This is a genomic window from Flavobacterium sp. 245 (assembly GCF_004362055.1).
Lineage (GTDB): Bacteria > Bacteroidota > Bacteroidia > Flavobacteriales > Flavobacteriaceae > Flavobacterium.
Window position 1 is genome coordinate 115,279 of record NZ_SNXB01000006.1, and the last position, 26,482, is coordinate 141,760.

Genomic DNA, 26,482 nt, shown 5'->3' on the forward strand with positions numbered 1-26,482 from the left:
AAATTTAAAATTGATACATATGATGGATTTATATAATTTTATTAATTTGTTACATAATTCTCATGTTTTTTAACGCATGTTTGTTCTTATAAACTTTATGCATCTGTGAGATCTTTTAATAATATAAAATCCAAATCTTAATTTTGTAATGATAGTCGTTTATTTTTCCTCATATTTATCCATAAAAATTAATTTTATATTTAATCAAATCTATGATCGAATTATGTGTAATTAAAAAGTCTTATTATGAAAATACCTAAGGAAATAATTAATGGTTCTTTTATATTTTTAGGAATCGCCGCTTTTTTTCTTCTCATGGAAATTTTAAATCTCTCACATCTATTTTATTTACGCTTACTGAATGTTCTTTTCATTTTTTATGGTGTAAACCGAACGTTAAAAATGAATCTTGCAGAAGGCAAAAATAGTTTTGTTCCAAACGCAATATCGGCCATGGTAACTTCCTTCACAGGGGTTGTGCTTAGTATTTTGGCATTGCTTATTTATAGTTACGCAAAAGGCGGAGACTCATATGTAAAATCATTGTCTTCGGCTTTTATGTTTGGAGGAGAACCTTCTGTATCAACATATTGTTTGTGTTTACTTTTTGAAGGTACCGCTTCTTGTATCATTGTTACCTTACTTTTAATGTTGTATTGGAATAATAAATATGCTGCAGATTAATTTAATTTATAAAACAGCTTCTTTTATTTTGAAATTTAAAGCAAATAAAAATGAAAGCCGTTAGAATTTTTTCTAACGGCTTACTAATTAAAACCTTTGAGGTGCAAAGGACTCGGATCATTGATATTTGAATTTTCTAAGTCCTGATCTAAATGTTATCGTTGTCCTCATCATCTCCAAGATCGGGAGTATCATTTTGATCAAAATCATCTTCATTATTTTCTTCCAAATCATCATCCAAATCCTCTTGATCCAAATACTCAAGATCTTCCTCTAAATCATCATCGCCATCACGATTATCATCATTGGCACTATACTCATCTAATGTCCTTCTCTCGGGATCATTATCATTTTCGAGTTCATTATCAAGATCCTGGGCTATTTCTGCATTTTTCTGAAAATAAGGATCAGTTTGATCATTATCATTTAAATCATCTTCGCCTTGGTTGCGATCCAAGTCATACTGATCAGTATTATAAGATGTGTTCAAAGAATCGTTGTGATGTTGATTTATTGAAGGATCTCTTTTCTCGATTCTTTCTGAAGTCATACTTTCATTCTCCGATTGAGAAATATGATCATTTTGACCATATTTTTCGTTGTTGTCATTTATCATAGCAAATAGTATATAAGGTTGAAATTATTTTCCAGACGAACCTGATTCCTTATGTTCAGTATCTGATTTTTTGTGATTCCCTGACGAAGACTTTCTTTCGTCTTTTGATGTCCCTGTTTTGTGGTCTGTACTTTTTGTACTTGTTTTTTTATCAGTACCACCATTTTTGGTAGCGCCTGAAACTGCATTTTTTGTGTTCATAATTTAAAGTTTATAGTTAATAAATTAAATATTAATAAACCAAATTTAGTCCTCTAAGTGAATTGGTTTTTATAAAATTAGAATTATCAATTATATAATTATCAGTGCTTTACATTGTTGTAATAATAAAAAAGCTTATAAAAAGCAATCATTCAATTTTTAAATAAAAAAAATAATTGGATTTATATGGGAATAATGATAAATATGAATTTATAATTATAAAAAAAAGTTCGTTTTCTTTTCAAAATTTGTAACATAAAGGACGTAAAATAAATACCTATTGTCCTTATAATTAAATTATTAATTAAAAAAAAGTTATTATGAAAAATTTATTTTTAACGTGCGCAATGTTTCTAACTTTTGGTACTGCTGTAGCAGTTGCACAGGAAGTCCCAAGAAAAACAACGCAAACTGACACAATTACTAAGAAGAAAAGTACAAAAGGAACAAAGCATTCATCGCCCCATAAAACAGATACGGTGAACAAGCAAAAAAACAATAAAAGAAAATCATCTACGACAAATACTCCCCGTAGAGATTCTACCGGTACAAAACCTTAACCTTTTTTTTTCTTATTGCTATCAAACACAGAGTTTTTAATTAAAAAAAGCCACTAGATTTTTTAAAATTTTAGTGGCTTTTTAATTTTTAAAAATGGGGATTTTTTTACCGAAAGCGGATTGTAATTGCGAAATATTTTTTGAACTTCTAATTTAAAATAGTATCACAAACTTTGAAAAGTGAACGGATAGGCAGCTACAATTAAATAAGCTATTATGATAATACTCATAACAAAAATAGTTACTGTGAGAATGGTCAATAATAATGTTGAATACAAATATTCGCCTTTTTGAAGCAGTTTATGCGTTTGTTTGTATTTATAATACGACAGAACAATGGTAAGTGCGCCTGTAAAGACTAAACTTATACCTATAAGAATAGTAAAGCCATTTTTTGGAATATTAGAATCCTGAAAAAAACTTGCCGGCAACTGATTGACAAACAATGAAAATTTAACGATAACGAAGCCAAATACCATGATGCCAATACCGGTTCTGACCCAGGAAAGAAACGTCCTTTCATTGGACATATGCTCGTTGATTCTTTTTTTATTATCGCCCTGCATGATTAATTATAATAATTGTCAATTTCTTTATTTGCTTTTCCGGCAACCCAACTCATTGCTTCGTGAAAAGCGTCTTTTCTAAATCCTTTAAATTCTCCGGGAACCACATAGCTAAATTTGTCTGTAAACGCGATTGCTTTTTCAGAATCTGTAACAATTGCGGCTCTATTCCATTTTCCTAAATTTTTAAGTCCAATCCAAGCATCTTCCATCCAGGCAGCCATAGTAAAATTTTCAATTTCTGTATCTATTAAAAACAAGAAGTTGATTTCGTTTATTTGCTTTATCAATTCTTTAATAGCCGGCTCTACAACATTGGTATAATCATCTGCGGTTATTTCTCCAATTGCTTCAAAAGCAACTACGTTTTGTGGCGATTCAATTTTTAGTATCATGTTATAATAATTTTAAATTTTTCTTAATTAAATTTTATTTTTAAAACGTTTATTATCAAAAATAGAATGACGCATGTGAATTTTTTTATACAATTAATATTCTAATTTTATAGAATCTCAACGCTGCTCAATTTGCCTAAAAAATCTATGTTAATTTTATAAAATGGTATTGTAATTTTATAAAAATCTGATACAATGAAGGTTATATTTTTGAGATTATTAATTTAAAATTAAAACTATCATGAAAACATCAGAACAAACTAAAAAAACATCAGCAGGCAAAAATCAAACTGGTAAAAAGCAGTCAGGAGCAAAAGGCAGCGGAACTGTAAAAGCAAAATCTTCGGCAGCTGACGGATTAAGAGAGCTATTTGTTGATTCTCTAAAAGATATTTACTGGGCAGAGAAAGCATTAACAAAAGCATTGCCTAAAATGGCAAAAAATGCCACTTCGGAAAATCTTATAACTACCATAAACGATCATTTAACAGTTACAGAGGAACAAGTAACAAGATTGGAGCAGATATTTGATTTGATTGGCGAAAAAGCGTCGGCAAAAAAATGCGAAGCTATGGAAGGTCTTATTAAAGAGGGCGAAAGCATTATGGAAGAAACCCAGGAAGGCCCGGTGCGTGATGCGGGAATTATTGCTGCCTCACAAAAAATTGAACATTATGAGATTGCTACTTACGGTACATTGGCAGCTTTTGCACATACTTTAGGAGAAGATGAAGCACTGGATTTATTACAGCAAACTCTGGACGAAGAAAAAGAAGCTGATACACTCTTAACGGAAGTGGCTTACAACAATATCAATTTTGAAGCTTCTGATGAGGAAAGTGAAGAAGAGGAAGAGTAATTTTTTTTGGGAATTATTACCATAAAAAACCTGTAATCTTAGCATTGAGATTACAGGTTTTTTTGTAATAAAGCATTCCATTAAATGATCGCAACGTGTGTTGGAATTATAAAAATATGTCATATAAAATTTCATATAAAAATTAGCATGTACCTTATTATCAGGTGCGTAGTTTGTAATTTTTTTGAATAATTCTATAAATAAATAACTATGTATTATTTTATTTTTAAAAAATATAAACTATAAAATAATTATTATGAAAACCCTATTTAAAACCAAAGCAGCATTACTTATTATGGTAGCCGGACTTGCATTTTCATGCAAAAAAAATGAAACCGCTCCGGCAGATAATTATTCTAATGAAGTAGACACAATGCAAACAACCGTAGACACTATAAATTCTACAAGCGACACAACAAAGGTTAATTCCGGTGGTACTACAGGTGCAACTGGCGAAGGTTCTACGGGGTCCGGAGCAGACGGGACCACTCAAAAAGGAAATACATCTGTAAAAACAGATTCGACTGCAACAACTCCAAGACGATAATAAATGTCGGGAAAAATAATAAACCTGTAATGCTACCATTACAGGTTTTTATTTTTATTAGAATATCATGTTTATTAGTAGTATACTTGGTTTCGAACAGAAACGGCTTTTCTCTGTAGAGATATAAATTCAAAAAGCCTGTAACGAATTACAGGCTTTCCTTTTTTAAGAGAAAAAAGTATCTGAAACCAAGTTTAACGAGATTCCAAATAAGTTTTAAAATTCATGATGTCATCATTTACCAGTTTCTCAAAATACGGATTGAGAAGTTTTGCGGCACTTTCGCCGGCAATTCCCAAGGGAGCATGATAAGAAATGGTAACAATGATTTCCGTGCCTTTTCCGCTTGGTCTAAAAACAACTTTTCCGGCATTTTTAATTGAGGCGTCAGGAAGCGAACTCCAACTGATCAGCCTTTCTTTTTCATCTTTCAAAATTTCAGCTTTCCAGGTAATTTTTCCAATTCCGCCAGGGCCTTTAGCCGTCCATTGCGAAGTGGTATAACTAATTGGTTTTACAGATTCAAGGTGGTTCATGAATTTTGGCAGGTTTTCAAAGTCACGCCAAAAAGAGTATACTTCGCTGATAGGTTTATCGATAACACTGTTTATCCTGATATTTACATTTGAGGATTTATCATTTTTAAGATGATCTACAGCGTCATAAACGGGACAATATCCAGAAACTCCTCTTAGAAGCATTGCTGTGCCAGAACCTATCTTGGCAATACTTTTATCATTTTGAGATAATCCTTTATATAATAGATAACCGCCGCTCGTGATCATAAGGATTCTTTCTAGTGCTGAAACATTTGTTTTAATTTTAGAAGTTCCTTTACTGGAAGCTTCTGGCAGAGATGTGGTTGTTTTCATAATATTTTTTTTAGTTATTAAATTATACCTGATAAAGTGTACCTCCAGAGTGTCAATCCTGAAGAAATAGTAAAAAACAGTAAATTATCAGCATGATTCAGCAAGATCTAAAACAAGGAAGTACACTGTTTTATCAGATATTTAAGTAAATAGTGTGTAAAAATGAGATTAGTAATCACCATTACTGGCTTTTTTATAAAAGTTTATTGATTCACGTTCGCGTAAAGAAGCCACATGTACCGGCTTTAATCGGCCTTTTTCCTTATCGCTTATTTTCATTTGTTTTTCCATAGTATTGGCAATAACAACATCCGAAATAATATTATTGATCACGCTCTGAAGTTTATTTTTAAATCCGGGCTGCACCACATTTATTCCTTTTTCTAAAGCTTCATAACCTTCTCTGGCAATTTTTTCAGGATTTGTTAATTTTTTCTCTTTATAGGTCACGGTATTTTCAGCTTTTGCTTTATGAAAGAAATCCGTATCAGTTGCATCAGGCTGAAGCGCTGTTATTGTAATACTGGTATCTTTTACTTCATTCGATATTGCTTCGGCAAAAGATAAAATAAAGGCTTTGGTAGCCGCATAAACCGCCATATACGGAGAAGGTGCTTTTGATACTGAAGAAGCAACAAACAAAATTTTTCCTTTCCCGTTTTTAAGCATAGGTTTGAGATAAAATTTAGTTAAACTCAAAACCGAATTAATATTAAGATCTACAAGGCTTATTTCACGGTCAAGATCAGTTTCATTAAATTTGCCCCATTCGCCTTGTCCGGCGTTATTAATTAAAATATCAACAAAAATCCGACGCTCTTTTGTGATTTTATATATTTCGCGTGCAGCATCTCTTTCAAACAAATCAATAGCAATTTCTGTTATTTCAATATTATTTGAAATTTTCTTCATTTCAAGTGCTGTCTTTTTCAAATTTTCCCTGTTGCGCGCAATCAGTATAAGATTATAATTTTTTCAGCAAATATTTTGGCAAATTCATAGCCTATTCCGCTTGTGGCGCCGGTAATAAGTACATTTTTATTTTTCATATCCATTGTATTAGAACTTTTAAAAACTCTATAAAACCGCTCTTGGAAGGGGTTTTATAGAGTTATAAAGATGGGCTATAAAGTGTTTTATTTAAGATCACTTTTTAGCAGGGCTTTTTTTGACTGCCGATTTACTTCCATCTTTTTCTGATTTTTGATCCGTACTTTTTGAACTTGTTTTTTTATCATTGCCACCATTTTTGGCAGCATGTGATGTAGAATCTTTTGTGCTCATAATAAGAAGTTTTTTAAAATTAATACAGTCAAATTTATATGGATCAAATGTCTAAATCTTATACAATTGTAATTCATAATTATATAATTATCAGGATTTTACGGGTGTATAGTTGCAGTTTTACTGGCTGGCTTTTTTCAGCGATTCAGCCATTGCCTGCGCATCCTTGTCGTAATTTGTTTTATAATATTTGAGGATTTGAGCTTTGGTTTTTTTCGCGTTTTTGGCGTGGCCTTCCCAAATGACGCCCAGCGATGTATAGGCAGGAACTGTAACACCTATACTACAGAAAAAATTAGCAATGTTTCCCGTAATATGCTCTACGCCATCTGAATCTCCGGTAACAATTACGCCGCCAATTTTGCCGTCAAGCGGGGAATCTTTGCCCTCAAGGATAATATCATAAACTTCATCAAGTCGTTCTATGCAGCGCTGCAATTCAGATGAATGACTGTTCCACCAAATAGGTGTTGCAAATAATATTATTTTGGCTTCAATTATTTTATTATAAATAGCAGGCCAGTCATCTTTGACATCCATATGTGTGTAGGTTCCCGGAACAATAGTGTGATTAGCCAGCCTGATTACCTCAAAGTCAATATTTTGTTCGGCAAGATATTTGCCCAGAAATTCTACAAGGATTTCAGTATTCGAAAGGCCTTTATTTTTTAAGGTTCCTAAAAGTATAATAGCTTTCATAATTGTTGTTATTTGATATGAATTTTACTTAAATCATTTTGGGCAGGACCATTGATAACGGTTCCATCAACAGTAAAACGGGAGCCGTGACACGGGCAATCAAATGATTTTTCATCATTATTCCAATGTACGATACAGCCCAAATGCGGACATACGGCAGAGAAAGCCTTTAGCGAATTGTCGTAATCACGATAAACAGCAATTTTTTTAAGTCCTGACGAAAGTACAGATCCTTCTCCAACAGGTAAATCAGCCGTATTTTTTAAGTCAGATCCACTAATCCAATCCAAATATTGAGAAGCCATATTAGTGGTTTCCTTAACAAAATCTGCAGCTGTACTCAGAGATATTCTGGAAGGACTGTATAAATCTTCCCATTTGTTTTTAATGCCCGTAATACTATCACAAATAATCATGGCGCCAATTGTAGTGTGCGTCATACCATTTCCTGAGTCTCCTGTAATGATATAAATGTTGTCATCGCCGGGATTTTTCCCCATAAATCCCAAAGAATCTACAGGTTCCATCACCTGACCAGACCATCTGTATGTTAAATCATCTTCTAACATTGGAAAATAATTTCGTGTCCAGGCTTCAAGACGGTCATATCGTGATGCTTCCGGAATTCCTTCCTCATCGGCCTGACCGGTTTTATGATCTTCACCACCAGAAATAAGCAAATCATATTTTTCGTCATAACTTTCCACACGAACATAATGATAGGGCTGAGAAACCCATTTCGATTCCTGATCTCCCGTATCCCACCAGAGCGAATAGGGAAGCAGTCCTTTGGGAATTTTTCCGCCAATTACATAAGTTCTGTACGCATGCTGTTTGGTATGCATCGTTACTATATCATTAACCGGAGTATTAGTTGCCACAACAATATATTCTGCCGAAAAAGTATAACCATTTACTTTTGCTCCTTTTTTGGTAATATTTTCTGCATGCGCTTCAGTATAAATAATTCCACCCAGAGAAGTAACAGCCTGGGCAAGACCTTTTAAATAATGCAGAATATGAAACTGTGCCTGATTGCTAAAAGCCAGACATCGTTGGTTTTCAGCATTTGCCAGGGCAGGAGTTCCTTTTAAAATTGCAGTTCTTAATCCCGCTTTTTGTGTGGCCTGAAGTTCTTTGTCCAGATTTTCTTCTTTATCAGTTGGGTGACTAAATAAATATCCGTTGACTCTTTTAAAGGAACAATCAATATTTAAATCAGTTACTGTTTTCTCAATTTCATCAATTGCTGCGCTATGACTTTCGGCCGCCAATCTTGCGGCTTCTTCACCAAATTTACTTTCAAGGTAATAGTAGCGATCATCAAGAGCGCACGTTAAATGTGCCGTTGTACGCCCGCTTTCACTGCTGCCAATAAAACCATCTTCTACGATTATTACTTTTTTACCGGCCTTAAGCAATTTATAGGCTGTGGTAAGACCCGCTATTCCGCCACCAATAATAAGTACTTCTGTTTGTATATCCTGATCAGGTTTATTGTATGAGATAATAGATGTAGTATCTATCCAAAAAGAAACATTATCGCCAGATGTAATACTGGCACTTTTTAATTTATCGTTTGATTTATTCATGATCTTATATTTTAAGAAGTTTAGTGAAAACAAATTATTTGGATGAACTTTTTCTAAAGCGTTACATATCAAAACTAAAAAGTAATATGATAGAATTTTTACAATTTTAATTTTGAAATTTATAGGATTGCCAGTTGTGTTTTATATGTAAGATTTATAGCAAATAATGTAAGTGTAAGTCCTTTAATTGTAATTAATTAGGTTTTTATTAATTGAAAAAATCTAATATATGAAAGCAGCAGTTATCCATGGACCAGGATCTGTACAATATGATACAGTAGATGATCCCAAATTAAAAGAGAAAGATGATATAATTTTAAAAGTTACTTCCACAGCAATTTGTGGATCTGATCTCCATATTTATTCTGGCGGATTACCTCAGCCAAGGCCTATGGTTCTTGGGCATGAGTTTATGGGCATTGTCGAAGAAACAGGATCAGCGGTAACACACCTTAAAAGAGGTGATCGTGTTGTAGTCCCTTTTCCTATTGCTTGCGGAAATTGTTTTTTCTGTAATCATGATGTTCCGGGAAATTGCGAACATAGTAATCCCGAACATTACGGACCTGAAGGCGGAATACTCACCGAAAAAGGCGGAGCGCTTTTTGGTTACACAGATCTTTATGGAGGATACGATGGAGGGCAAGCGCAATATGTTCGGGTACCATATGCTAATTACGGACCAAGAATAGTTCCCGAAGATTTATCAGATGAACAGGTTCTTTTCCTGACCGATATTTTTCCAACCGGATATACAGGTGTCGATTGGGGAGAAGTAAAAGGCGGTGAGACCGTTGCTATTTTTGGTTCAGGTCCCGTTGGTTTAATGGCGGCCAAAAGTGCCTGGCTTCGTGGTGCTGATCAGGTTATTATTGTAGACACTTTGCAATATCGATTAGACAAAGCCAAAGCAACAACAGGAGCCACAACCATACTTTGGGAAGATGGTGCAAAAGATGTTGTAGAACAAATTAGGGCTCTTACACAAGGTCGGGGAGCAGATGTTTGTATCGATGCGGTAGGCTTTGAACCCGATCGAAGTTTTGCTGATCGCGTAAAAGCAACAGTAAATTTTGAAAAAGGATCAATAAAAGTATTAGAAGCCTGTATGAGTGCTGTGAGACGAAGCGGAATTGTTTCGGTATTGGGTGTTTATCCTGTTAATTATGATAATTTTCCTTTGGGTCAGTTTTTTGATAAAGGAATCATTTTAAAGGGAGGACAAGCACCTGCGCACAAGCATATAGATAAACTTTTAGAATATGTAATTCAGGGAAAAGTAAAACTTGATGATATTATTTCACACAGACTGCCCTTGTCTGAAATTTCACATGCTTATGATATTTTTAAAAAGAGGGAAGATAATTGTGTGAAGGTGGTACTGGATCCCTGGCAATAATTTTTGTTTAATAATAAAATCCTAAATGAGGCTATCTTATTTAGGATTTTATTAAACAATAGAAAGTTATCAAATGTAAATTTTTTGAATTGAAAAAATAATTATGAATCAAGTAAGAAATCTTATTGTCATAGGTGCGTCTGCAGGAGGTATCAGGGCAATTGTAAAAGTAATTGAAGGATTGCCGCAAGCAATTGATGCTGCTGTAATGATCGTACTTCATGTGTCAAGAAAATCCAGCGCTTATAATATTGTTGAGATATTTCAAAGAAGTACCCCAATAAAATGTGTTGTTGCCATGGATAAAATGAAAATAGAAGCAGGCAAAATTTATCTGGCTCCTCCCGAAAATCATTTATTAATAAGCGAGGGAATTATGCGTCTCAATCAAGGTCCGGAAGAGAATAAACATCGTCCTTCCATTGATGTTCTTTTTCGTTCCGCAGCCGTTCATTTTGGAAACAAGGTGATTGGTGTTATTCTTACCGGTATGCTCGCCGATGGAACATCTGGAATGTATGCCATAAAAACTTGTGGCGGACGCTGCATGGTACAAAGTCCATCTGAGGCTGAATATCCGGACATGCCATTTAATGTTTTGCGTAAAATAGAAGTAGACCACGTAGCAGATCTGGAGCAAATTCCAAATATCATACAAGACCTTTTGCGTCAACCTCTTCCTCCACAGATTGCTATTCCTAACGAATTGAAACTAGAAGCTGATATAACCGAAAAAATGATGAGCGATATAAATCAACTTAAAAAAATTGCTGTGCAAAGTGATTTTGTATGTCCGGATTGTGGCGGTGGATTATGGAAAGTAAAAAATGATCCCGCAGATAGATATCGATGTTATACAGGACATGTCTATACAGAAAAATTATTGCAGGATATTCAGGATTTAAAGATTGAAGAATCTATTTGGGTTTCTATCAGAATGTTGGAAGAAAAGCGAAATATGTTACAATTACTGGCATCACGAAAAAGTAGAAGTAAAGATGATTCAACTATTTTTTCTCTCAATAAACGAATTGAGGATTTTGGTGAACATATACTGCGCTTAAAGAATCTGGTTATAAAATTATTTGATAGTACAGATGATAATCAAAGCGCATAATTTCCAGTTCTTATTGATTAATTCTGAAAAGTGTTTTTTTTGTTTATGTAACATGCTGATAATAATGTAATTATTGCTGTGAAATAGTATAAGTTTGTTGCTTTTGATTGCGGTAAATTTGATAATTATCATTAAATAAAATATTATGAATGTATTAAATCACAATAATAATGTTTCGCAGAGTGCAAGAGCATCAGCTAGAAAAACGGAATCAAAACCCACTTCATCCAGAACTAACGAGAAATCGACAATTGAAATCAAAAAACCACTTTTGAAAAAATAATTAATTATAAAAATTTAAAATCATGACAACAGGAACCCATGAAAGTTACGGTTTTGAAAATCGTAATTCTACCCGAAAAGAAGATCAGATAAATTCTGAAACTATGGAGAATAAAGATCCGGCGATTAACCAACATGAAAATAGCGGTTCTGATACCGAAGAAGAGTATGATATTCGACATAAAAGAGATGAAAGTTATGCTGAACAAAGCGCTTCAGATGAAGATTTTGATCAAAAAGACACATCTGATCTGTAAGATTACAAATCAATTTTTAACTTTAAAATTTAAATAGTATGCCAGGTAAAAGTCCGGGTCCCCAAATAAAAGATAAGGACCAATATGAAGCATTGCGCGATAAAGGCTATAGCAAACAAAAATCTGCGCGAATATCAAATAGTCAGGGAGCTGAAAAAAGAGGCGGAGAAAGCTCTGATTATAAGGAAAGAAGTAAAAAAGATCTCTATGCCGAAGCAAAAAAAGCAGACATTAAAGGAAGATCCAGGATGAATAAAAAAGAATTAATGCACGCACTACGCAACAATTAAGATTCTAGAATTATTAGAATAAAAAATCGGAATAAAATTAATTTTATTCCGATTTTTTTATTGCTTTAAACGGGGTTCTATTTAATTTTTTGATTCTCTAGAAAATAGAGATAAAATTTTGCCTAAAGATAAATTTATAAGAAAATTGATAAAATATTAGAATTTGATGTTTAATCTATTTGTGTTCCCTCAGCAATAAGACGGAATAGTGGTTCGTATTTTTTTATCTCAGGTTCCAGATTTTTCTTTATCTCAACAGGTCCTATACTTCCTTGCAGGCAATACAGTTTTTGTTTTTGAGTAAACATAAACTGCAGCATTCTTATTTTTGTCTTGTCCTGATTCACAGTTTCTTCAACCTCAACCATGATTGCTGGATTTTCATCGATTTTTAATATTTCTGTGCGAATAAGTTTAGTTTGGGGCGGAATCATCTCTGTAATTGACTTTGCATTCAAAATAAAGTTTTCCTCAGGAAGATCATAAATTACCAGCAGCATTTTCTCGTTGCCATTTCCAAAATGACTTGTAAACTGCTGAACCGTTTCGGGCATTTCTGCTTCTTCCGCCAGCCAGCTTTTGGGCACAGGAATCTTTACGGTTTCCTGCTCTGCCTTAGGATTTCCTTTTGTTGTGTAAGTCTCTACATGGCCATCAGTAATTTCCTGATGCGGAGCATCCTGGTAGGCAAAGGAGATAATTCCTTTTGCTAACAATGTATCCCCACGAAAATGAGATCTTTCTTTGACTTTTTCCAGAAAATCCCGTGCATACTTTTCCTCTTCAATGGGGTTTTTGAATTGTTCTTTTAAAAGAAAATTAATCCGGTTTTCGATCACATTAAAATCTGAATCACTTAGTTCATCTTTCAAAAAATTTTCTATATTTCGTTGTGCCCGTTCAAATAAAACGGTTTTTTTTGCTACAGCCGTCACATCAGGTTTTAGTTTGGGAAATTGTAAGGCTACCATTTCAAGAGCAGTGCTTTGGCCTTTAAGAAATGCATAAGTTTCAATAGCAAATTTTACCTTTGGTGTATAATTTTGTACTTGCGAATAGGTAAGCGCAGGAATAGTTATGCAATAAATAAACAATATAAACTTTCTCATTTGTATTTAAAATAATAGATATCAACTCTTTGACTATGTTTTTCAAATGCGAGAAATTAGGAAAATGTCTGTTTTTATAAATTTAGCCCAATTTTATATAATTCCATAAATTCCAGCTTTCGTCTAAAAAATAAAAATTCAGTAAACCGGAAAGTATATTAAGCTGGAGAATTTTTAGTACTGGTTTCTTTTGGCTTTCTTTCATTGCTCTTGTTTGGAGCTTCATCCCAGTCTCCCCAATCACCCTTATACTTGGTAGTGTATATTAGTTCGCAACCATTCTCACCATATACTGAAACATGATAAGGGCATTTTTTAAGCTGGCCGTGAGACGTATTGTTTGAATTTTTCATGACTAATGTTTTTAGGGGTTCTGTGGGCTAAATTAAATTCTGTTTAGAAATTAATTTTATATAAAAAATCTAATTTGTTACGATATCTACATGTTTAGATCTATGCTAAAACATTACTCTTTTTAAATTTGTTTTTATGACAATTGCATTTTTTGCCGCAGATTATTTCCTTTTCTAAGTGGCAATTTATTAAAGAGTTGTATTTGATTTTGAACTTGTTAGTAAACCGGCACTGATTTCAAATAAGCCCAGTATCAAATGAGGGAGATAAACCCGATCTGAAAAACCAAATATCCATGGAGAAGCAGCAAGAAAAATTCCGGAAAGTATATCCAGAAATAAATGAATTTTCATTGGAATTATTTTAAAAAGACCTAATTCATAATGGGTTATTATGCTGTAAAAAAGCAATCCGGCACCCAGTATAAAAAAGAGGAGACCTTCAGGCCCTTTAGGATCCAGTTTTAAAATAAAAGGCGCAAATAACAGAAAGATTCCCACAATATAGTCAAGATACGCATGTGTTTTTGTCGTGATTAATTTCATGATTTTGTATTTTAATGAATTGGGGTTCAAATTTTCTTTTTTGAAATTTTTAGTTGAAGAAGAAATAGACTCATCTACGATTAAACGAGTGTATTTCTTATCAAATTTTTAAGTTCATTGAAAGTATTTGGTTTAATAAGATAATCTGTAGCTCCGGACGCTTTACCATGATTTTTAGAAATTATACCGGAAGTCGACAATATCCTTTGTGGCTTCCCTTTTTTTTATTTCTGTCAATAATTCAGGACCAGACATCAGAGGCATATTAACGTCCATAAAAATAAGATCTGGCTTTATCTCTTTATTGGTTAATAGCCTTAACGCGTCCAGCGGATTAGTTACTGCGGTATAATGTGCATGTGAGACAGCTTTTAAGGCTTGCTCAAAAAAATCACAATCATCATAATCATCATCAATTTGTAAAATATTTTTATACTTCATAAGATTTCATTTTAGCAAGGTTGAAAAATTTGTTTATGGTCCGTGGTAATATTGATTCACTTTTAATCTTATTTTTTTTTTAAAATTAACAACAATGGTCTAGAGGTTTAAAAAATGTTATTCAGCGATGAAATAAGTATTTAATCGATTAAAATTTAAAATTTTAAATAGTATTGTAGTTTTTTTCTTTCTATTTAGTGTTTTTCAAAAATATAATGAGTGCAGCAAGTGATTTTACATAATTTTTCATTTTCCTTATATAATTTCCATATTACGATAAGAAATAAAGATTATTAAAATATAATATTTATGCTTAAATATGTAAGAATCAATATGTTATTCGTTTTAAGTTTGAAAAGTAACAAAATCAGAAAACTTATGAAAGTCACCACCAAAAGATTGAAAGCCACACGCCCATTATCGACGGATTATAGTTTGCATAAATTATTTATGAACCAATTAAGAGAAATGATTTGGTCTAAGAGATTATTTAGTAAAACAATTCCAAAATTGATCCACAATATATCTTCACCAAATTTAATTTTTATTATGAATGATCATGCTGCGGTTACAAGAAATCAGATTATAAGACTTCAAAAGGCTTTAGAACTTAATGATGTAAAAGGTAAGGGTAAAAAATGTGTTGTCATTCAAGCCCTTATAAACAAAAGTAAAAGCACCTTGGAATACACTGAACAGGGCCCTGTACGAGATGCGGCTATTGTTGCCAATGTTCAAAAAATTGAACACTATTCCATCGCGGCTATTACAACACTTATTGAATTTGGCAAAGTATTGCGTAAAGATGCTATTGTTGATTTACTCAGTAAAATACTTATTGAGGAAAAACAAACGGATATCGTATTATCTGAGGCTGCTTATAATACTATAAATTTTGATGCAGCGATTGATGAAAATAAATTTTTAGCCTCTCATTATTATAGGAGAAAAACTCATTAAATCTAAATGGATATAATTATTTTGAATCTTGTTTTTAAGTAAAAATAAATTATTTCAAATACTTTAAAGCTTAATAAATAATTGATACATAAAAACAGTAGTTGTAGCTGATGAACTAAGGCTGTTTTTTAAAAGTCAGGGTATCGGTCTTTTTTACATGTAGATTTTCTTTCTTTTCTCTTGTGTAATTTTCATCATCACAATTTCCACAATTAATACTTATAAAAGAGGAGAAGAGAAGAAATAAAACTACAGTTGGTTTAGATTTATACATAAGAAATAGTTTATAATTAATAGGATTGAAACAAAAATAAATGTGACAAAAACCTTGTTTTTATATAGTTTTCCAAAATTGTTATATAATTCCCATGTCGTCTTTATGCGTTGTATTTGTTGTAAAAATTATAGTGTACATAACAATTGCCGATGGTACAAAATTGTTTTCTATAGTATTTTTGATTGTATAAAATCATCAACAACCCGTTGCGCAGATACCGCCACATCTCCTGCTATTAAGTTCGTTTCAAGTAAATAGCTATCAACAAAATCATTGACGGTTTTTTCTATGTCATCTATTTTTTTGAGTTCATCCTGGTCATTAAAAATAGCATATGTACTTTCGAGGTGAGCCCTTAAACCTATTTCAAATTGTTTTATTATGTCCTCCATTTTTTGAAATTATTATAGTAGAAATATTTTTTTGAATGAGTATTTGATTTCAAAAATCTCACAACAATTTGTGTTTTTTATTTAAAAAAGATGCTTTGCGCCTTTGTAAGTGCTGCGGCTATATCAATGCCTTTTTGCAGGGTACCTTTAAAAAGATCACCTTCACTTTTAATACGCTCAATTGAATTCCGGATAGTAAAATCTTTCATAGTGAGCCCTTTTTTGACTTCATCCCAATGTAGTGGCATAGATACCGTTGCGCCTGGCTTTGGCCGAAGTGAATAAGGACTTGCAATTGTTGCGCCGGGACGATTTTGAAGAAAATCCAGATACATTTTTCCTTTCCTGTTTTTGATCTGGCGTTCCATAGAAGTATATTCAGGCAGCTGTTCATGAACAATTGATACAATAAGTTTTGCGAACATCTGCGACTGGTCATACGAGTATTTTGCACCAAGAGGTATATAAATATGAATTCCTGTAGATCCTGATGTTTTAACAAAACCAGGGATCTCAATAGCATCGAGTACTTTTTTTACTTCCTTTGCGGCTTCTATAACCTGATCAAAGGTATTTTTATCAGGGTCAAGATCAATCACACAATAATCAGGATTATCGGGATGCTGAATCCGGCTGAACCACGGATTCATTTCTATGCAGCCCAGTGAAGCCATATACAAAAGTGTAGCTTCGTCTCCGCCCACAAGAAATTCCTTATCCTCGCCATCACTTGTTGTATAAGGAAATGTTTTTGCCCAATCAGGAGCTTTTCCCTTTACATCTTTCTGATAAAAACCAGGTCCGTGTATGCCGCCCGGAAAACGATTAAGAGATAAGGGACGATCTTTAAGATAAGGTAAAATATATTCAGCAACCTGATAGTAATAGTTGAACATATCACGTTTGGTATAACCGTCTTCCGGCCAGTATAGTTTGCTTAAATTATTGAACTTTAAGCTGTGTCCTTTTATCTTTTTTACCTGAGATTCTTCGGTAGGATTCAGCAGGGTTTTTCGGTCTGTATTTTTAGGGGCAGTAACCAGGTTGGGTTTATCTCCTGTATTTTTCTCAAGATCTGATATAATTTCTGTGGTTGTGACCGCAGTTTCACGCACTACTTCAATAGCTTTTTTGTCTGAGCGCATTCCCTCAAACGAAGGATGTCGAAAAACACCATCGCTGGTCACTTCTGCAAAACTAACTTCACAAACCAGTTCAGGTTTTAGCCATGTTGCTACTGCATTTGGCGGATTAGGACGGAATCGTGAAGGTTTATTAATATCAGGTTCATTAGCAAAAGGAATTTTTTCTGTAATTAGTGGAGCAAATTGAAGCATCATTTCCTTTTGAAGTTTATCACTAAACCCAGTGCCAACTTTGCCAACATACTGAAATTTGCCGTTCTCAAAAACACCGAGTAATAAAGAACTGAATTGTTTAGACGAGCCGTCATTTTTTGTAAAACCGCCAATTACTACTTCCTGACGCAAATTTGCCTTGACTTTTAGCCATTCTTTATTTCGGCTGTCAGGGCTATAAGCAGAAGTGGCTCTTTTAGCCATTATTCCTTCAAGGCCCATTTTTTTTGTAGCGGCAAAAAAGTCAAGTCCATTGCCGGTAAAAGCCAGGCTCAGACGAATACGATCATCGCCCACAGGAAGTATTTCTTTTAGAATGGATTGTCTTTCAACAAGAGTGAGCGACATAATATCGATGCCATTATACCAAAGAAGGTCAAAAACATAATAAATCAGATTGCCATCGGCTTCACTTCTCCAGTTTTGAAGGGCACTGAAATTGGCTTTGCCATCTTTGCCAATAACAACAATTTCACCGTCAAGAACCGCACTAATGGGCCACTTTTCCATGACAGCTGTAATAGGATAATATTTTTCTGAAAAAGATTTATTATTGCGCGATGAAATAGAAACAGAACCCTTGTCTATATAAGAAACAGCCCGATAGCCATCCCATTTTACTTCATAGATCCAATCGGGATCATCAAATGGGGCATTGACCAATGTAGCAAGCATCGGCTTTATGCCAGAAGGAATTTTAGCCGATACACCCTTTTTTAACAATACATCTGTTTTTTTCGAAATAGTTCTCTTTGGTTCATTTTTTGTTTTCATCATCTTTTATCATTTTATATCAACAGGATATCCTATCTGCGCTATTGAGATTGTGGTTTTATTTCTTCTCATTTTTAAAAAATTCACGTGCGCGCTTGAGTCCGGTTGCAATTGCAATACCTTCTTCCGTACCTTCCTTTAGTAGTGCATTGGCAATTTCTACAGCCTTGTCCCGAAGTTTTACGGGCTGATTTTTATAAGATGGAGGGTAATCCCCATTATACCACGGCATAATATTTATCTTTTACGTTATTGTATATCCAGTGCCTTTTCAATTTCTGAAACAGAATTGGTACCTGTTCTTTCAATTGCTTTTTGAAGTTCCTCTTTGGTAACTCCAAATTTATCAGTCCAGTATCTGACCTCATGTGGTTCATTCATATTAATTCTTGATCTGTCCTGCATTCCTTTTTTGTTTAAATCGTCGCTCATGATTAATAAATTATAGTAAGTAAATTTTTTTTAAGGATTAACTATTTGTTGCCGCACTTCCGCTGCTTCCTGCACCGCCGGAGTTATCGTTACTGCCTCGCTCAAATTTATCAGGGCTATAGCGGTTAGGGTCTGTGCCGGTATCATCACGTTCATCATCCCAGTCACCGGTATTTGCATTTTCGCGTGAGTCTTTATCAGATGCGTCGGTATGCGGACTGTGAAAATGATGTTTTTGTTTGTTGTCTACGTTTTCTAAATTTTCCATTTGTTTAGTTATTAAAGGATTAAAGCTTAAAATTAATTTAATACATCATGTTTTTTTTATAAAAAAACTTCAATTTGTTATTGAATTTACATCTGTAATGAAACTCTAAATAATTGTTTAATAAATGAAAATGTGAACTTTAACTACAACTTAAATTATATAAGCATGGCGTAAGATACTCTGATACTAAAGGTCTCTTTACCAGCCTATACCTGAAGGACGTGGTGTAGATGACGGAGCTGATGAGAGAATGAAACAATAAAAAAGAAAAGTAAAAACAACAAATATTACTAATTTGTTGATTATATGTATTTTATGTTTATAATGTTGTAAGTTTTGAAATAAATTCTGTAAGATAACCTTACCTGAGCTGCTTAATTTTCCAAATATTAATTTTAAATAAATTTATTATGATATCAGAAAATCAAAACACAGAAGGTGCTACGGCAAAAGCTATTGAGGAACAAACTTCAAAACTGCCGTCAGATTTATTTTTGTATGCCTCATTGGCTGCAATGGGAACATCACTTACCCTAAAATGTTTGGGTAAAAGCCACAATGCATTATTTGTAGGGCAATGGGCTGCTCCTTTTTTACTGCTTGGAATTTATAACAAACTTGTAAAATTGGAAGGTCATGATGCTGAAGATAGAAACGTAAATGAATAAATTATGGAAAAGCAAAAAAAAGTAAATTCCGATAATGAGGAATTTAAAGATACGGATCAGGGTTTTAATGCAAGAAATCAATATAGCGGATCTGGAGATTTCAGCCCTGATGAACAGGAAAAACCGAACGAAAATGATCAGGAGACTTTGAAATCATCATTAAATACAAATGATGAACCTGAATCTCCAACAGATTTACAGCAGGACGAATCAGGAACCCTGAAATCAAATAATTAATAATATGCTGTAAAGCATTAAAAAAATATAAGCTGCCATTGAGCAGCTTATATTTTTCTGTTTTTATAAGGAAAGAAAAACCTGTAATCACCATTTGATACAGTTTTTTTTATTTAAAGTCTGGCAATACTTTCTATTATGAGCTCTGCTGTTTTATCAATTGCCTGCAAAACAATTTCTTCTGGTGTGCCTTTAAAGACTTCACGGTGACTTATTTTATCATCTGGCGTTATGATATGAAAAAACATTGTACCTACTGGTTTTTCTTTAGTTTCACTGCCACCGGGAGTTGTAAGCCCGGTAATACCAACAGCTATTTTTGAATTGAATATTTTTAAGGTTTGCTGTGCCAGTATTTTGGTTACATCTGCAGATTCCGGAGTGCATTTTTCAATTATACTGTGAGGAACATTTAAAATCTGCTCCTTTACAAATACTTCATAACAAACAATTCCGCCACGCAAAATAGCTCCTGATTTTTCGGTCATAGAAAATTCAGCAGCCATTCTTCCTGCGCTTGCGCTTTCTGCAAAAGCAATATTCCATCCTTTGGCAGCAATGGTATTACTGCATTTTATAACAATATTTGAAGGCATAAAATAAACTTTAGTTAAATTATTAATCTACAAACTAAGACGCACTTTTTACAGCAACATTATTACGCTGATAATGACACTCCAATATCGATTTCATTGAATTGGCATGATAAACAGCATTTACAAATTCATTCCACGTCTTTTCAGGAATAAGTGTCCTTAAAGATTGCTCGACTTTAAGTACTTCCGGAGCATTTTCTTTAATTAAGGCATCCCATTCTTCGTGAAAAGTAAGAATGTCATCCGGATAAACGGTTTTTCTTTCGGTGCCTTCATCAATAACATAAAAGGGTTTTTCGACATTCAGATAACCGTAATCATCTGTCAGTTCTTCGCCCGGCTGAATATCTCTTATGGCAATTTCAAAATCGTACGGCGTACTAAAACAGCTTGGCCTAAAGCTATGATTGACAAATTTGCCATTATCCCAGCACAAAACCATTTCGCCATTTTTATTGGTGAAAGAGTAGGTGTCCAGGTATTTTTTTATATACGGTTTTAGATTAGCTGTTTTCTCTCTGCTAAAAACCTGATCCAGATCGTCCTGAACCCAGGTTATTGTTCCTCTCGGAATTAGTTTTGTGGCCACAACGCCATATCCTTTTTCTTTGCTTATAAAGCGTACTTCTGTATCGGGATGTATCATATTATACTAATTTTAAACATTCACGTTCGTAAACTTCTTTTCGGAGTCCGCTGCTTGAGAAACGATGGTTGCGCTTGTTATAAAGGAGTTTTATACCCATTTTTTCGCAGTACTCGCGTCCTGTAAAATTTTTATCTTTGTATTCTTCGCCCAGGATTCGAACATCAATAGCAAATGACTGAAGGATATCCTGAAGGTCCTGCTCTGTGGCATACGGAATAATTTCATCTACAAATTTGCAGGCTTTGAGTTGTATATATCTTTCTACGACAGATTGTGTGGGTTTGTTTTTCTCAGGTCTGTCAATTGTGGGGTCAGTCTGAAGGCCTACAATTAAATAATCACAATGTAATTTTGCTTCTTCAAGCATTTTTACATGACCGGCATGCAATAAATCAAATGCACTAAATGTAATTCCGGTTATTGTTTTCGTTAATTCCATTTTATATTTTTTTTGATTAAACATTATTTAAAAAAATCAACAAATTGATTGAAAAAGTTCTTTTTCTTAAAATTGAGCTGTGCTTTCAGCAAAGCATCTATATATGGCTGGTGTGGAATCCGGTTGCTGTTTTCGTCCAGGTCCCAGATGCCGCATTCACAATATTTGGTAAGATCATCCCAATCTGGCCGGTCTGTTACGGGATAAATGCAGATCCCTTTTAAATCGACACCATTTTTTTGGGCCAATAAACATTCAGATGAAATTTCATTTAGCCATTCAACACGACCTGATCCAAAATGTCCTGTTTCTGAAACAAACAATGGTTTCTCATAACGTTTGTATGCCTGTTGCAGTAATTCTGAAAAAGGAATTCTTTTTTGGCCTGAATCCGGCCAGTCTACTGGCTGCCCATTTATTTCCCACTGGCAGTTCCAGTAATAATTAAAACCCAAAATTTCGAGAAACTCTTCAGATCCGCCAAGTTCCGGACACATTCTGCCAGCAATAATATCCATGGCCTGATATTGATTTTCATTCAGATCAAAGACTTCATTTAAAGTTTCCGGATCAGAGGAGTGTATTTTTACCAACGGTTCGACCAAAATAATGTGGCTTTCAGGATCTGTATTTTTTATTTTTTTTATACCTAAAATTGCGGCTTTGCACAAATGGTATTTAATATCCCAGCCACTATTTACCGCAAAAGGAACTGTCCCTCTCACATCTCCTGAATGCCAGGACAAAAAACTGATTTCGTTTATGGGGACAACAAATAAAGGCTGTTTTGAATGCTGTTTATAAAACAAAGTAAAAGCTTCACATAATTTTTCAAAACGACTGCAAAAATGAGGATGAGTAGGGTAAATTCCGTCTGGATATCCAAAATGAATCAAATCCCAAATTTGCTGAATCCCAAATTTTTCTGCGGCAAGCATTCGATTATGAACTTCAGAAAAGTCAAAAACTTCAGGAGATTTCTCCACTACACTCCAACAAATCCCTTCGCGCACCGTTTTAATACCAATGGAAGCCAAAGCCTGATAATCATCAGAAAAACGAATATCATGCTGTGTTTCTTTCAAAAGATTAATTCTTTCGCCAGAGCGGTTAATGTGATCTGCACATTCATAACCCCCCATAAAAAAAGTAGTGAAAGGTTCCATCTAAACAGCTGTTTTATAACTAAGTTTATTTTCTAATGTATTAAAAAGATCCAGTGCATTTTTAAAAGCCTGGTCCATATTAAAATATTTGTAATTGGCCAGTCTTCCCACAAAGTGAACATCCACAAGTTTGTCGGCTTCTTCTTTATAGCGCGCATAAATTTCCTGATTGCGGGGGTTGGGAACCGGATAGTAAGGTTCTCCCTCATCTACAGTAAATTCTTTTACAACAGTAGTTTTATCTGATTTTTGGTTTCCAAAGTGTTTGTATTCGATAATTCTGGTAAAATCAACTTCAGTTCCCGGGTAATTTACCACGGAGTTTTCCTGAAAAAATTCGGCGTCGATGGTTTCACTTACAAAGTTGATAGAACGATATTCCAATTTTTCAAGAAGACTGTGTTTGAATTCAAAAAAGCGATCTACTGGTCCTGTATAAAACAGTTTTTCGTAATTTTCATACTGATCTTTTACATCAAAATAATCTGTTTCCAGTAAAACTTCGATGTTTGGATGATCCAGCATTTTTTCAAATAATTGTGTATAACCGCCTTTGGGTAATGCCTGATAAGTATCTGAAAAATATCGGTCATCAAAATTAGTCCTAACCGGAATTCGGTCTAAAACCGAAGCATCGAGTTCTGAAGGATATTTATCCCATTGTTTTTTCGTATAATGTTTAAACATTTTTTCATACAAAAATGGTCCAACGCGGCTCAAAACAGCATCTTCACCATTTGCAGGTTTGGCAATTGGCGAGCGGTGTTCTTCGAGCCAGGTTTTCATTTCTTCTTCGTTAGAAATGGCAATGCCAAACAACTTATTTACAGTAGTAATATTTACCGGAATAGGCACTGTTTTGCCATCTACTCTGGCGATTACTTTATGTTCCCACTCATACCAGTCAGAAAATTGGTTGACATATTTCCAAACCTCTTCGTCATTGGTATGAAATAAATGCGCACCATATTTAGAAACCAATATGCCATTTTCATCCCTGTAATCATAGCAGTTTCCTGCAATATGATTGCGTTTCTCGATAATTAAAACTTTTTTTCCAATCGAGGCATACCGTTCTGCAATTACAGCACCGGAGATTCCGGCACCTATAATTAAAATGTCTATTTGTTTCATTTTGCAAATTTTTTAATGATTGATTCCATTTTATCTGCCGTTGAATTCCACGACGTTTTTTCCAGAATTTTGTTGTATTCCATTTCCATCTCCAGACGATTCTTTGAAAGCAAAGTTTCTATCGCATCACAAAATTCACCATCATTTTCGATTAAGGTTACACTGTCGCTATAATCGCGAACTACATCTGTAATTTTGGTAGAAATAATTGGTTTTCCCGCCGCCATGTATTCCAGGGTTTTGGTAGGGCTTATGTATTTTGTAGCATCATTCAGGGCAAATGGCATCATAGCGATGTCAAAAGCTTTTAAATAATTAGGAAGTTCATTATAAGATTTCATTCCTAAATAATGAATATTGTTTTCTTTGGGAAGATCAGCATCTTCAATTTTAGCCAAAGGACCAATCATAACAAAAGAAACGTCAGGCAGTTTTTTGGCACATTGGTGAAGTAAATCCAAATCAATACGTTCATCAATTACGCCATAATAACCCACAATTGGTTTTGGTAAACTGGCAATATCGGCTGCGGCAGAAATTCCGTTTAAGGCTTGTGCAAAATGGGCTTCGTCTACAGAACTAGGAAAACAGTATACATTTGAATGCAGCTGTTTTTTAGATTCATACAATGATTTTCCGCCGGTGAAAACAATATCCGCATGCGCCATAAGGTATTTTTCCTGATTGATAAGATGAACCGGAGCATCTTTAAAAAGTGAAAGTTCATCCATACAATCATAAACAATAGTTTCAAAATTAATTTGTTCCAATAAAGGAGAAAATGAAGCCGAATAAAACCAGCCAACCGGAATTGTTTTGTTTTTAATATAAGCAGGAAGAACATCTATTATAGATTCAATATCTTTTGTATACGGTTGTAAAACATGCAGTTTCTCCGTTATAACCATTAGATTTCCAGATGTAGTATCATCCTGATGATTATGAATTGGCTCCTCAATAAATAAAACTTTCATGTTAGATGCCAGTCTGCTTATGATATGCTGTGGACGCTGGTATACAAATTGCCATCTAAGGTGGCAAAACACAATCATGTCATAATATTGTAGCGCGCCGCTGTTAAGTAAATCTGTTTTTGTAATAGTTTTTTTTTGGGTATTCGTTAAATTGTTTATCATGGTATATAGTGATTAAAGTAATTTGTTTGTAATGGGTTATAGAGTTTAAGTGATTGATATTATAGCAAATGTATTTTTGACAGCGGTCATTTTCTTACAAAAAAACATGGATTGCTTATATAATTTACAGGTGTTTAGTCTATAAATTTTGTAAATAATTATATAAGCAAATAAGTATTGTATTTGTTTTTTTTAAAATGTAAAAACTAATAAAAACATTCTTGTCAAAACTTTACTTAATCGAAAGCCACATTGCTTCTGGTCATTGCAGGGCTTTCATTTTCCTAAAAAAGAATGAAACTGTTCCGACAGATAATTAAGGCAACACGACTGAATTGACAAAAACAGCACTAGAATAGTAGGCACCAGTTTTGACACCAAATCTTCGAGTACCGGAACAAACGAAAACTACCAGCGTAACGAGAAAAGGCGCTACCGGTTCTGGTGGTGCAGAAGCAACACAAAGAAAACTACTTCTGTGGGAACAGATTCAAATACAACTGCTCCTAAACGATAAAAAGTGTTTGAAAAATGTAAAAAAGTGTACTAATGTTAGTAAACTTTTTTTTTGTTTTTAATGTGAGAATTAATTATCCAGAAGTTAATTCCTGAAGTTTTAAGGCATTAAAAGCCGCGTAGCCTTTTTCGTCGTTGTCAAAGTAAACAAAGACATCTTTAGTTGCTGCCCATTTTAAGCACTGGTCAGCCCATTGCTGTAAAGTTTCATAAGGATAACTGCCCTGATATTTATTGCCCGGACCATGTAATCGAAGGTATACAAAATCTGCCGTGATTTTAAGCGGAGACATATGTCCCGCTAATTCATAAATGCAAAAAGCACAATTGTATTTTTCCAGTAAAGTAAAAACTTCTTCTTTATACCAGTCCGCATTTCTGAACTCAAATACAAATCGATACTTCTTCGGTAAAGCCTTTAAAAAATTTTCTAAAAGTTCTATGTTTGATTTCATGAATGGCGGAAGCTGAAATAAAACAGGGCCCAGTTTTTTGCCTAATAATTGTACAAGATCCATAAAAGGAGGGAGCGTTACCTCAGGATCGTGCAGTTTTTTGTTGTGGGTAATAAATTTATTGGCTTTAATGACGTAGACAAAATTATCCTGTGTGTTATTTTTCCAATTCAAAAAAGTTTCTTCTGAAGGCATACCATAAAATGTATTATTGATTTCGACGGTATTGAATTTTTCAAGATAATAAGCAAATCGGTCTTTGGCTTTTGTTCCTTCAGGATAAAATGTTCCCATCCAGTGCTTATAAGCCCAGCCCGAAGTACCAATATAAATTCTGTGATTTTTCATAATGATTT

General features: G+C 33.9%; 37 protein-coding genes. 12 read left to right on the forward strand and 25 right to left on the reverse strand.

The genetic code is table 11. From position 1 onward, the window contains the following. The first annotated feature begins 246 nt into the window (after positions 1–246). Positions 247–684, forward strand: a complete 438-nt coding sequence (locus EV145_RS13440; protein ID WP_133525716.1) for a hypothetical protein — start codon at positions 247–249, stop codon at positions 682–684. A gap of 148 nt (positions 685–832) precedes the next feature. Here the strand turns inward: EV145_RS13440 and EV145_RS13445 are convergent, their stop codons facing one another. Further along, a complete protein-coding gene (locus EV145_RS13445; protein WP_133525717.1) occupies positions 833–1,300 on the reverse strand; it encodes a hypothetical protein in 468 nt (155 codons plus the stop codon). A 24-nt stretch (positions 1,301–1,324) separates the two neighbouring features. Continuing rightward, positions 1,325–1,501: a hypothetical protein gene (locus EV145_RS22410; protein WP_166638454.1), complete on the reverse strand. Its 177-nt coding sequence runs from the start codon at positions 1,499–1,501 to the stop codon at positions 1,325–1,327. A 320-nt stretch (positions 1,502–1,821) separates the two neighbouring features. On the opposite strand from EV145_RS22410, the gene EV145_RS13450 reads away from it, so the two are divergent. Continuing rightward, complete coding sequence (locus EV145_RS13450) at positions 1,822–2,061, forward strand: hypothetical protein (protein ID WP_133525718.1); 240 nt, start codon at positions 1,822–1,824, stop codon at positions 2,059–2,061. A gap of 164 nt (positions 2,062–2,225) precedes the next feature. Here EV145_RS13450 and EV145_RS13455 read toward each other — a convergent pair whose 3' ends face one another. Both EV145_RS13455 and EV145_RS13460 read right to left on the reverse strand, forming a co-directional pair. After that, positions 2,226–2,627 (reverse strand): YidH family protein, encoded by a 402-nt coding sequence (locus EV145_RS13455; protein ID WP_133525719.1) that lies wholly within the window; start codon positions 2,625–2,627, stop codon positions 2,226–2,228. Between the two features lie 2 nt (positions 2,628–2,629). Beyond that, positions 2,630–3,022 (reverse strand): STAS/SEC14 domain-containing protein, encoded by a 393-nt coding sequence (locus EV145_RS13460; protein ID WP_133525720.1) that lies wholly within the window; start codon positions 3,020–3,022, stop codon positions 2,630–2,632. Between the two features lie 241 nt (positions 3,023–3,263). Between EV145_RS13460 and EV145_RS13465 the strand changes: the two genes are divergently transcribed. Further along, the gene (locus tag EV145_RS13465; protein WP_133525721.1) at positions 3,264–3,881 is read left to right on the forward strand and encodes a ferritin-like domain-containing protein; all 618 of its coding nucleotides are present in this window, start codon (positions 3,264–3,266) and stop codon (positions 3,879–3,881) included. Positions 3,882–4,137: 256 nt separating this feature from the next. Beyond that, positions 4,138–4,428 (forward strand): hypothetical protein, encoded by a 291-nt coding sequence (locus tag EV145_RS13470; RefSeq protein WP_133525722.1) that lies wholly within the window; start codon positions 4,138–4,140, stop codon positions 4,426–4,428. A 194-nt stretch (positions 4,429–4,622) separates the two neighbouring features. Here the strand turns inward: EV145_RS13470 and EV145_RS13475 are convergent, their stop codons facing one another. The 5 genes from EV145_RS13475 to EV145_RS13490 form a co-directional block, all read right to left on the reverse strand. Further along, positions 4,623–5,300 (reverse strand): SRPBCC family protein, encoded by a 678-nt coding sequence (locus EV145_RS13475; protein ID WP_133525723.1) that lies wholly within the window; start codon positions 5,298–5,300, stop codon positions 4,623–4,625. 168 nt (positions 5,301–5,468) lie between these two features. After that, a complete protein-coding gene (locus EV145_RS13480) occupies positions 5,469–6,212 on the reverse strand; it encodes an SDR family NAD(P)-dependent oxidoreductase (RefSeq protein ID WP_243739264.1) in 744 nt (247 codons plus the stop codon). Positions 6,213–6,446: 234 nt separating this feature from the next. Next, on the reverse strand, positions 6,447–6,584 hold the full coding sequence (locus EV145_RS22415; protein ID WP_166638455.1) for a hypothetical protein: 138 nt from the start codon (positions 6,582–6,584) through the stop codon (positions 6,447–6,449). Between the two features lie 120 nt (positions 6,585–6,704). Beyond that, complete coding sequence (locus EV145_RS13485; RefSeq protein WP_133525724.1) at positions 6,705–7,283, reverse strand: flavodoxin family protein; 579 nt, start codon at positions 7,281–7,283, stop codon at positions 6,705–6,707. Positions 7,284–7,291: 8 nt separating this feature from the next. After that, complete coding sequence (locus EV145_RS13490; protein WP_133525725.1) at positions 7,292–8,875, reverse strand: FAD-dependent oxidoreductase; 1,584 nt, start codon at positions 8,873–8,875, stop codon at positions 7,292–7,294. 229 nt (positions 8,876–9,104) lie between these two features. Here EV145_RS13490 and EV145_RS13495 point away from each other — a divergent pair, with 229 nt between their 5' ends. The 5 genes from EV145_RS13495 (at position 9,105) to EV145_RS13510 (ending at position 12,220) form a co-directional block, all read left to right on the forward strand. Further along, positions 9,105–10,274 carry a zinc-dependent alcohol dehydrogenase gene (locus tag EV145_RS13495; RefSeq protein ID WP_133525726.1) on the forward strand — a complete coding sequence of 390 codons (1,170 nt, stop codon included), beginning with the start codon at positions 9,105–9,107 and terminating at the stop codon, positions 10,272–10,274. Positions 10,275–10,377: 103 nt separating this feature from the next. After that, a complete protein-coding gene (locus EV145_RS13500) occupies positions 10,378–11,391 on the forward strand; it encodes a chemotaxis protein CheB (RefSeq protein ID WP_133525727.1) in 1,014 nt (337 codons plus the stop codon). A gap of 145 nt (positions 11,392–11,536) precedes the next feature. Then, entirely contained in the window at positions 11,537–11,674 is a 138-nt protein-coding gene (locus EV145_RS22420) for a hypothetical protein (protein ID WP_166638456.1), read from the forward strand. Between the two features lie 22 nt (positions 11,675–11,696). After that, positions 11,697–11,930 (forward strand): hypothetical protein, encoded by a 234-nt coding sequence (locus EV145_RS13505; protein WP_133525728.1) that lies wholly within the window; start codon positions 11,697–11,699, stop codon positions 11,928–11,930. A 38-nt stretch (positions 11,931–11,968) separates the two neighbouring features. Continuing rightward, positions 11,969–12,220 (forward strand): Rho termination factor N-terminal domain-containing protein, encoded by a 252-nt coding sequence (locus tag EV145_RS13510; RefSeq protein WP_133525729.1) that lies wholly within the window; start codon positions 11,969–11,971, stop codon positions 12,218–12,220. 170 nt (positions 12,221–12,390) lie between these two features. On the opposite strand, the gene EV145_RS13515 is transcribed toward EV145_RS13510, so the two are convergent. The 4 genes from EV145_RS13515 to EV145_RS13530 form a co-directional block, all read right to left on the reverse strand. Further along, a complete protein-coding gene (locus EV145_RS13515; RefSeq protein WP_133525730.1) occupies positions 12,391–13,329 on the reverse strand; it encodes a hypothetical protein in 939 nt (312 codons plus the stop codon). A gap of 158 nt (positions 13,330–13,487) precedes the next feature. Next, positions 13,488–13,682 (reverse strand): hypothetical protein, encoded by a 195-nt coding sequence (locus tag EV145_RS13520; protein WP_133525731.1) that lies wholly within the window; start codon positions 13,680–13,682, stop codon positions 13,488–13,490. A gap of 189 nt (positions 13,683–13,871) precedes the next feature. Next, positions 13,872–14,228 carry an SPW repeat protein gene (locus tag EV145_RS13525; RefSeq protein ID WP_133525732.1) on the reverse strand — a complete coding sequence of 119 codons (357 nt, stop codon included), beginning with the start codon at positions 14,226–14,228 and terminating at the stop codon, positions 13,872–13,874. A 174-nt stretch (positions 14,229–14,402) separates the two neighbouring features. Continuing rightward, entirely contained in the window at positions 14,403–14,669 is a 267-nt protein-coding gene (locus EV145_RS13530) for a PleD family two-component system response regulator (protein ID WP_133525733.1), read from the reverse strand. A 378-nt stretch (positions 14,670–15,047) separates the two neighbouring features. On the opposite strand from EV145_RS13530, the gene EV145_RS13535 reads away from it, so the two are divergent. After that, positions 15,048–15,629 (forward strand): ferritin-like domain-containing protein, encoded by a 582-nt coding sequence (locus EV145_RS13535; protein WP_166638457.1) that lies wholly within the window; start codon positions 15,048–15,050, stop codon positions 15,627–15,629. A 444-nt stretch (positions 15,630–16,073) separates the two neighbouring features. Here EV145_RS13535 and EV145_RS13540 read toward each other — a convergent pair whose 3' ends face one another. The 5 genes from EV145_RS13540 to EV145_RS13555 all read right to left on the reverse strand — a co-directional run bounded on the left by EV145_RS13540 (position 16,074) and on the right by EV145_RS13555 (position 19,130). Continuing rightward, entirely contained in the window at positions 16,074–16,298 is a 225-nt protein-coding gene (locus tag EV145_RS13540) for a hypothetical protein (protein ID WP_133525735.1), read from the reverse strand. 77 nt (positions 16,299–16,375) lie between these two features. Beyond that, positions 16,376–18,433: a DNA ligase D gene (ligD, locus tag EV145_RS13545; protein ID WP_133525736.1), complete on the reverse strand. Its 2,058-nt coding sequence runs from the start codon at positions 18,431–18,433 to the stop codon at positions 16,376–16,378. Between the two features lie 55 nt (positions 18,434–18,488). Beyond that, complete coding sequence (locus EV145_RS22425; RefSeq protein ID WP_166638458.1) at positions 18,489–18,662, reverse strand: hypothetical protein; 174 nt, start codon at positions 18,660–18,662, stop codon at positions 18,489–18,491. Between the two features lie 17 nt (positions 18,663–18,679). Then, positions 18,680–18,862 (reverse strand): DUF3606 domain-containing protein, encoded by a 183-nt coding sequence (locus EV145_RS13550; protein WP_133525737.1) that lies wholly within the window; start codon positions 18,860–18,862, stop codon positions 18,680–18,682. 37 nt (positions 18,863–18,899) lie between these two features. Further along, entirely contained in the window at positions 18,900–19,130 is a 231-nt protein-coding gene (locus EV145_RS13555) for a hypothetical protein (protein ID WP_133525738.1), read from the reverse strand. Between the two features lie 410 nt (positions 19,131–19,540). On the opposite strand from EV145_RS13555, the gene EV145_RS13560 reads away from it, so the two are divergent. Together EV145_RS13560 and EV145_RS13565 are read left to right on the forward strand one after the other, a co-directional pair. Further along, entirely contained in the window at positions 19,541–19,798 is a 258-nt protein-coding gene (locus EV145_RS13560) for a hypothetical protein (RefSeq protein WP_208110905.1), read from the forward strand. A gap of 3 nt (positions 19,799–19,801) precedes the next feature. Then, positions 19,802–20,035 carry a hypothetical protein gene (locus tag EV145_RS13565; protein WP_133525740.1) on the forward strand — a complete coding sequence of 78 codons (234 nt, stop codon included), beginning with the start codon at positions 19,802–19,804 and terminating at the stop codon, positions 20,033–20,035. A gap of 113 nt (positions 20,036–20,148) precedes the next feature. Here the strand turns inward: EV145_RS13565 and EV145_RS13570 are convergent, their stop codons facing one another. The 7 genes from EV145_RS13570 to EV145_RS13600 all read right to left on the reverse strand — a co-directional run bounded on the left by EV145_RS13570 (position 20,149) and on the right by EV145_RS13600 (position 26,474). Then, positions 20,149–20,631, reverse strand: coding sequence for a CinA family protein (locus EV145_RS13570; RefSeq protein ID WP_133525741.1), 483 nt, complete (start codon positions 20,629–20,631; stop codon positions 20,149–20,151). Positions 20,632–20,665: 34 nt separating this feature from the next. Then, the gene (locus tag EV145_RS13575; protein WP_133525742.1) at positions 20,666–21,277 is read right to left on the reverse strand and encodes an SET domain-containing protein; all 612 of its coding nucleotides are present in this window, start codon (positions 21,275–21,277) and stop codon (positions 20,666–20,668) included. A 1-nt stretch (position 21,278) separates the two neighbouring features. Then, a complete protein-coding gene (locus tag EV145_RS13580; protein ID WP_133525743.1) occupies positions 21,279–21,719 on the reverse strand; it encodes an adenylyltransferase/cytidyltransferase family protein in 441 nt (146 codons plus the stop codon). Between the two features lie 23 nt (positions 21,720–21,742). Continuing rightward, positions 21,743–22,885, reverse strand: coding sequence for a hypothetical protein (locus EV145_RS13585; protein ID WP_133525744.1), 1,143 nt, complete (start codon positions 22,883–22,885; stop codon positions 21,743–21,745). Continuing rightward, positions 22,886–24,019, reverse strand: coding sequence for a UDP-galactopyranose mutase (gene glf / locus EV145_RS13590; RefSeq protein WP_133525745.1), 1,134 nt, complete (start codon positions 24,017–24,019; stop codon positions 22,886–22,888). It abuts the gene before it with no gap. Further along, entirely contained in the window at positions 24,016–25,155 is a 1,140-nt protein-coding gene (locus EV145_RS13595; protein WP_133525746.1) for a glycosyltransferase, read from the reverse strand. Before EV145_RS13595 ends, glf begins: the two co-directional genes overlap by 4 nt. A 590-nt stretch (positions 25,156–25,745) precedes the next feature. After that, the gene (locus EV145_RS13600) at positions 25,746–26,474 is read right to left on the reverse strand and encodes a DUF72 domain-containing protein (protein WP_133525747.1); all 729 of its coding nucleotides are present in this window, start codon (positions 26,472–26,474) and stop codon (positions 25,746–25,748) included. Positions 26,475–26,482: the final 8 nt, after the last annotated feature.

What these genes read in the sequence shown, in the direction of transcription:
- EV145_RS13530 (WP_133525733.1), bottom strand. Translation starts at nt 14,669, where the DNA reads ATGAAGTATAAAAATATTTTACAAATTGATGATGATTATGATGATTGT.
- EV145_RS13500 (WP_133525727.1), top strand. Translation starts at nt 10,378, where the DNA reads ATGAATCAAGTAAGAAATCTTATTGTCATAGGTGCGTCTGCAGGAGGT.
- EV145_RS13565 (WP_133525740.1), top strand. Translation starts at nt 19,802, where the DNA reads ATGGAAAAGCAAAAAAAAGTAAATTCCGATAATGAGGAATTTAAAGAT.
- EV145_RS13445 (WP_133525717.1), bottom strand. Translation starts at nt 1,300, where the DNA reads ATGATAAATGACAACAACGAAAAATATGGTCAAAATGATCATATTTCT.
- EV145_RS13600 (WP_133525747.1), bottom strand. Translation starts at nt 26,474, where the DNA reads ATGAAAAATCACAGAATTTATATTGGTACTTCGGGCTGGGCTTATAAG.
- EV145_RS22415 (WP_166638455.1), bottom strand. Translation starts at nt 6,584, where the DNA reads ATGAGCACAAAAGATTCTACATCACATGCTGCCAAAAATGGTGGCAAT.
- EV145_RS13505 (WP_133525728.1), top strand. Translation starts at nt 11,697, where the DNA reads ATGACAACAGGAACCCATGAAAGTTACGGTTTTGAAAATCGTAATTCT.
- EV145_RS13550 (WP_133525737.1), bottom strand. Translation starts at nt 18,862, where the DNA reads ATGAGCGACGATTTAAACAAAAAAGGAATGCAGGACAGATCAAGAATT.
- EV145_RS13450 (WP_133525718.1), top strand. Translation starts at nt 1,822, where the DNA reads ATGAAAAATTTATTTTTAACGTGCGCAATGTTTCTAACTTTTGGTACT.
- EV145_RS13595 (WP_133525746.1), bottom strand. Translation starts at nt 25,155, where the DNA reads ATGATAAACAATTTAACGAATACCCAAAAAAAAACTATTACAAAAACA.
- EV145_RS22420 (WP_166638456.1), top strand. Translation starts at nt 11,537, where the DNA reads ATGAATGTATTAAATCACAATAATAATGTTTCGCAGAGTGCAAGAGCA.
- EV145_RS13540 (WP_133525735.1), bottom strand. Translation starts at nt 16,298, where the DNA reads ATGGAGGACATAATAAAACAATTTGAAATAGGTTTAAGGGCTCACCTC.
- EV145_RS13490 (WP_133525725.1), bottom strand. Translation starts at nt 8,875, where the DNA reads ATGAATAAATCAAACGATAAATTAAAAAGTGCCAGTATTACATCTGGC.
- EV145_RS13480 (WP_243739264.1), bottom strand. Translation starts at nt 6,212, where the DNA reads ATGAAGAAAATTTCAAATAATATTGAAATAACAGAAATTGCTATTGAT.
- EV145_RS13515 (WP_133525730.1), bottom strand. Translation starts at nt 13,329, where the DNA reads ATGAGAAAGTTTATATTGTTTATTTATTGCATAACTATTCCTGCGCTT.
- EV145_RS13475 (WP_133525723.1), bottom strand. Translation starts at nt 5,300, where the DNA reads ATGAAAACAACCACATCTCTGCCAGAAGCTTCCAGTAAAGGAACTTCT.
- EV145_RS13455 (WP_133525719.1), bottom strand. Translation starts at nt 2,627, where the DNA reads ATGCAGGGCGATAATAAAAAAAGAATCAACGAGCATATGTCCAATGAA.
- ligD (WP_133525736.1), bottom strand. Translation starts at nt 18,433, where the DNA reads ATGATGAAAACAAAAAATGAACCAAAGAGAACTATTTCGAAAAAAACA.
- EV145_RS13470 (WP_133525722.1), top strand. Translation starts at nt 4,138, where the DNA reads ATGAAAACCCTATTTAAAACCAAAGCAGCATTACTTATTATGGTAGCC.
- EV145_RS22410 (WP_166638454.1), bottom strand. Translation starts at nt 1,501, where the DNA reads ATGAACACAAAAAATGCAGTTTCAGGCGCTACCAAAAATGGTGGTACT.
- EV145_RS13555 (WP_133525738.1), bottom strand. Translation starts at nt 19,130, where the DNA reads ATGGAAAATTTAGAAAACGTAGACAACAAACAAAAACATCATTTTCAC.
- EV145_RS13575 (WP_133525742.1), bottom strand. Translation starts at nt 21,277, where the DNA reads ATGATACATCCCGATACAGAAGTACGCTTTATAAGCAAAGAAAAAGGA.
- EV145_RS22425 (WP_166638458.1), bottom strand. Translation starts at nt 18,662, where the DNA reads ATGCCGTGGTATAATGGGGATTACCCTCCATCTTATAAAAATCAGCCC.
- EV145_RS13525 (WP_133525732.1), bottom strand. Translation starts at nt 14,228, where the DNA reads ATGAAATTAATCACGACAAAAACACATGCGTATCTTGACTATATTGTG.
- EV145_RS13465 (WP_133525721.1), top strand. Translation starts at nt 3,264, where the DNA reads ATGAAAACATCAGAACAAACTAAAAAAACATCAGCAGGCAAAAATCAA.
- EV145_RS13440 (WP_133525716.1), top strand. Translation starts at nt 247, where the DNA reads ATGAAAATACCTAAGGAAATAATTAATGGTTCTTTTATATTTTTAGGA.
- EV145_RS13485 (WP_133525724.1), bottom strand. Translation starts at nt 7,283, where the DNA reads ATGAAAGCTATTATACTTTTAGGAACCTTAAAAAATAAAGGCCTTTCG.
- EV145_RS13585 (WP_133525744.1), bottom strand. Translation starts at nt 22,885, where the DNA reads ATGGAACCTTTCACTACTTTTTTTATGGGGGGTTATGAATGTGCAGAT.
- EV145_RS13495 (WP_133525726.1), top strand. Translation starts at nt 9,105, where the DNA reads ATGAAAGCAGCAGTTATCCATGGACCAGGATCTGTACAATATGATACA.
- EV145_RS13510 (WP_133525729.1), top strand. Translation starts at nt 11,969, where the DNA reads ATGCCAGGTAAAAGTCCGGGTCCCCAAATAAAAGATAAGGACCAATAT.
- glf (WP_133525745.1), bottom strand. Translation starts at nt 24,019, where the DNA reads ATGAAACAAATAGACATTTTAATTATAGGTGCCGGAATCTCCGGTGCT.
- EV145_RS13570 (WP_133525741.1), bottom strand. Translation starts at nt 20,631, where the DNA reads ATGCCTTCAAATATTGTTATAAAATGCAGTAATACCATTGCTGCCAAA.
- EV145_RS13580 (WP_133525743.1), bottom strand. Translation starts at nt 21,719, where the DNA reads ATGGAATTAACGAAAACAATAACCGGAATTACATTTAGTGCATTTGAT.
- EV145_RS13535 (WP_166638457.1), top strand. Translation starts at nt 15,048, where the DNA reads ATGAAAGTCACCACCAAAAGATTGAAAGCCACACGCCCATTATCGACG.
- EV145_RS13460 (WP_133525720.1), bottom strand. Translation starts at nt 3,022, where the DNA reads ATGATACTAAAAATTGAATCGCCACAAAACGTAGTTGCTTTTGAAGCA.
- EV145_RS13520 (WP_133525731.1), bottom strand. Translation starts at nt 13,682, where the DNA reads ATGAAAAATTCAAACAATACGTCTCACGGCCAGCTTAAAAAATGCCCT.
- EV145_RS13560 (WP_208110905.1), top strand. Translation starts at nt 19,541, where the DNA reads ATGATATCAGAAAATCAAAACACAGAAGGTGCTACGGCAAAAGCTATT.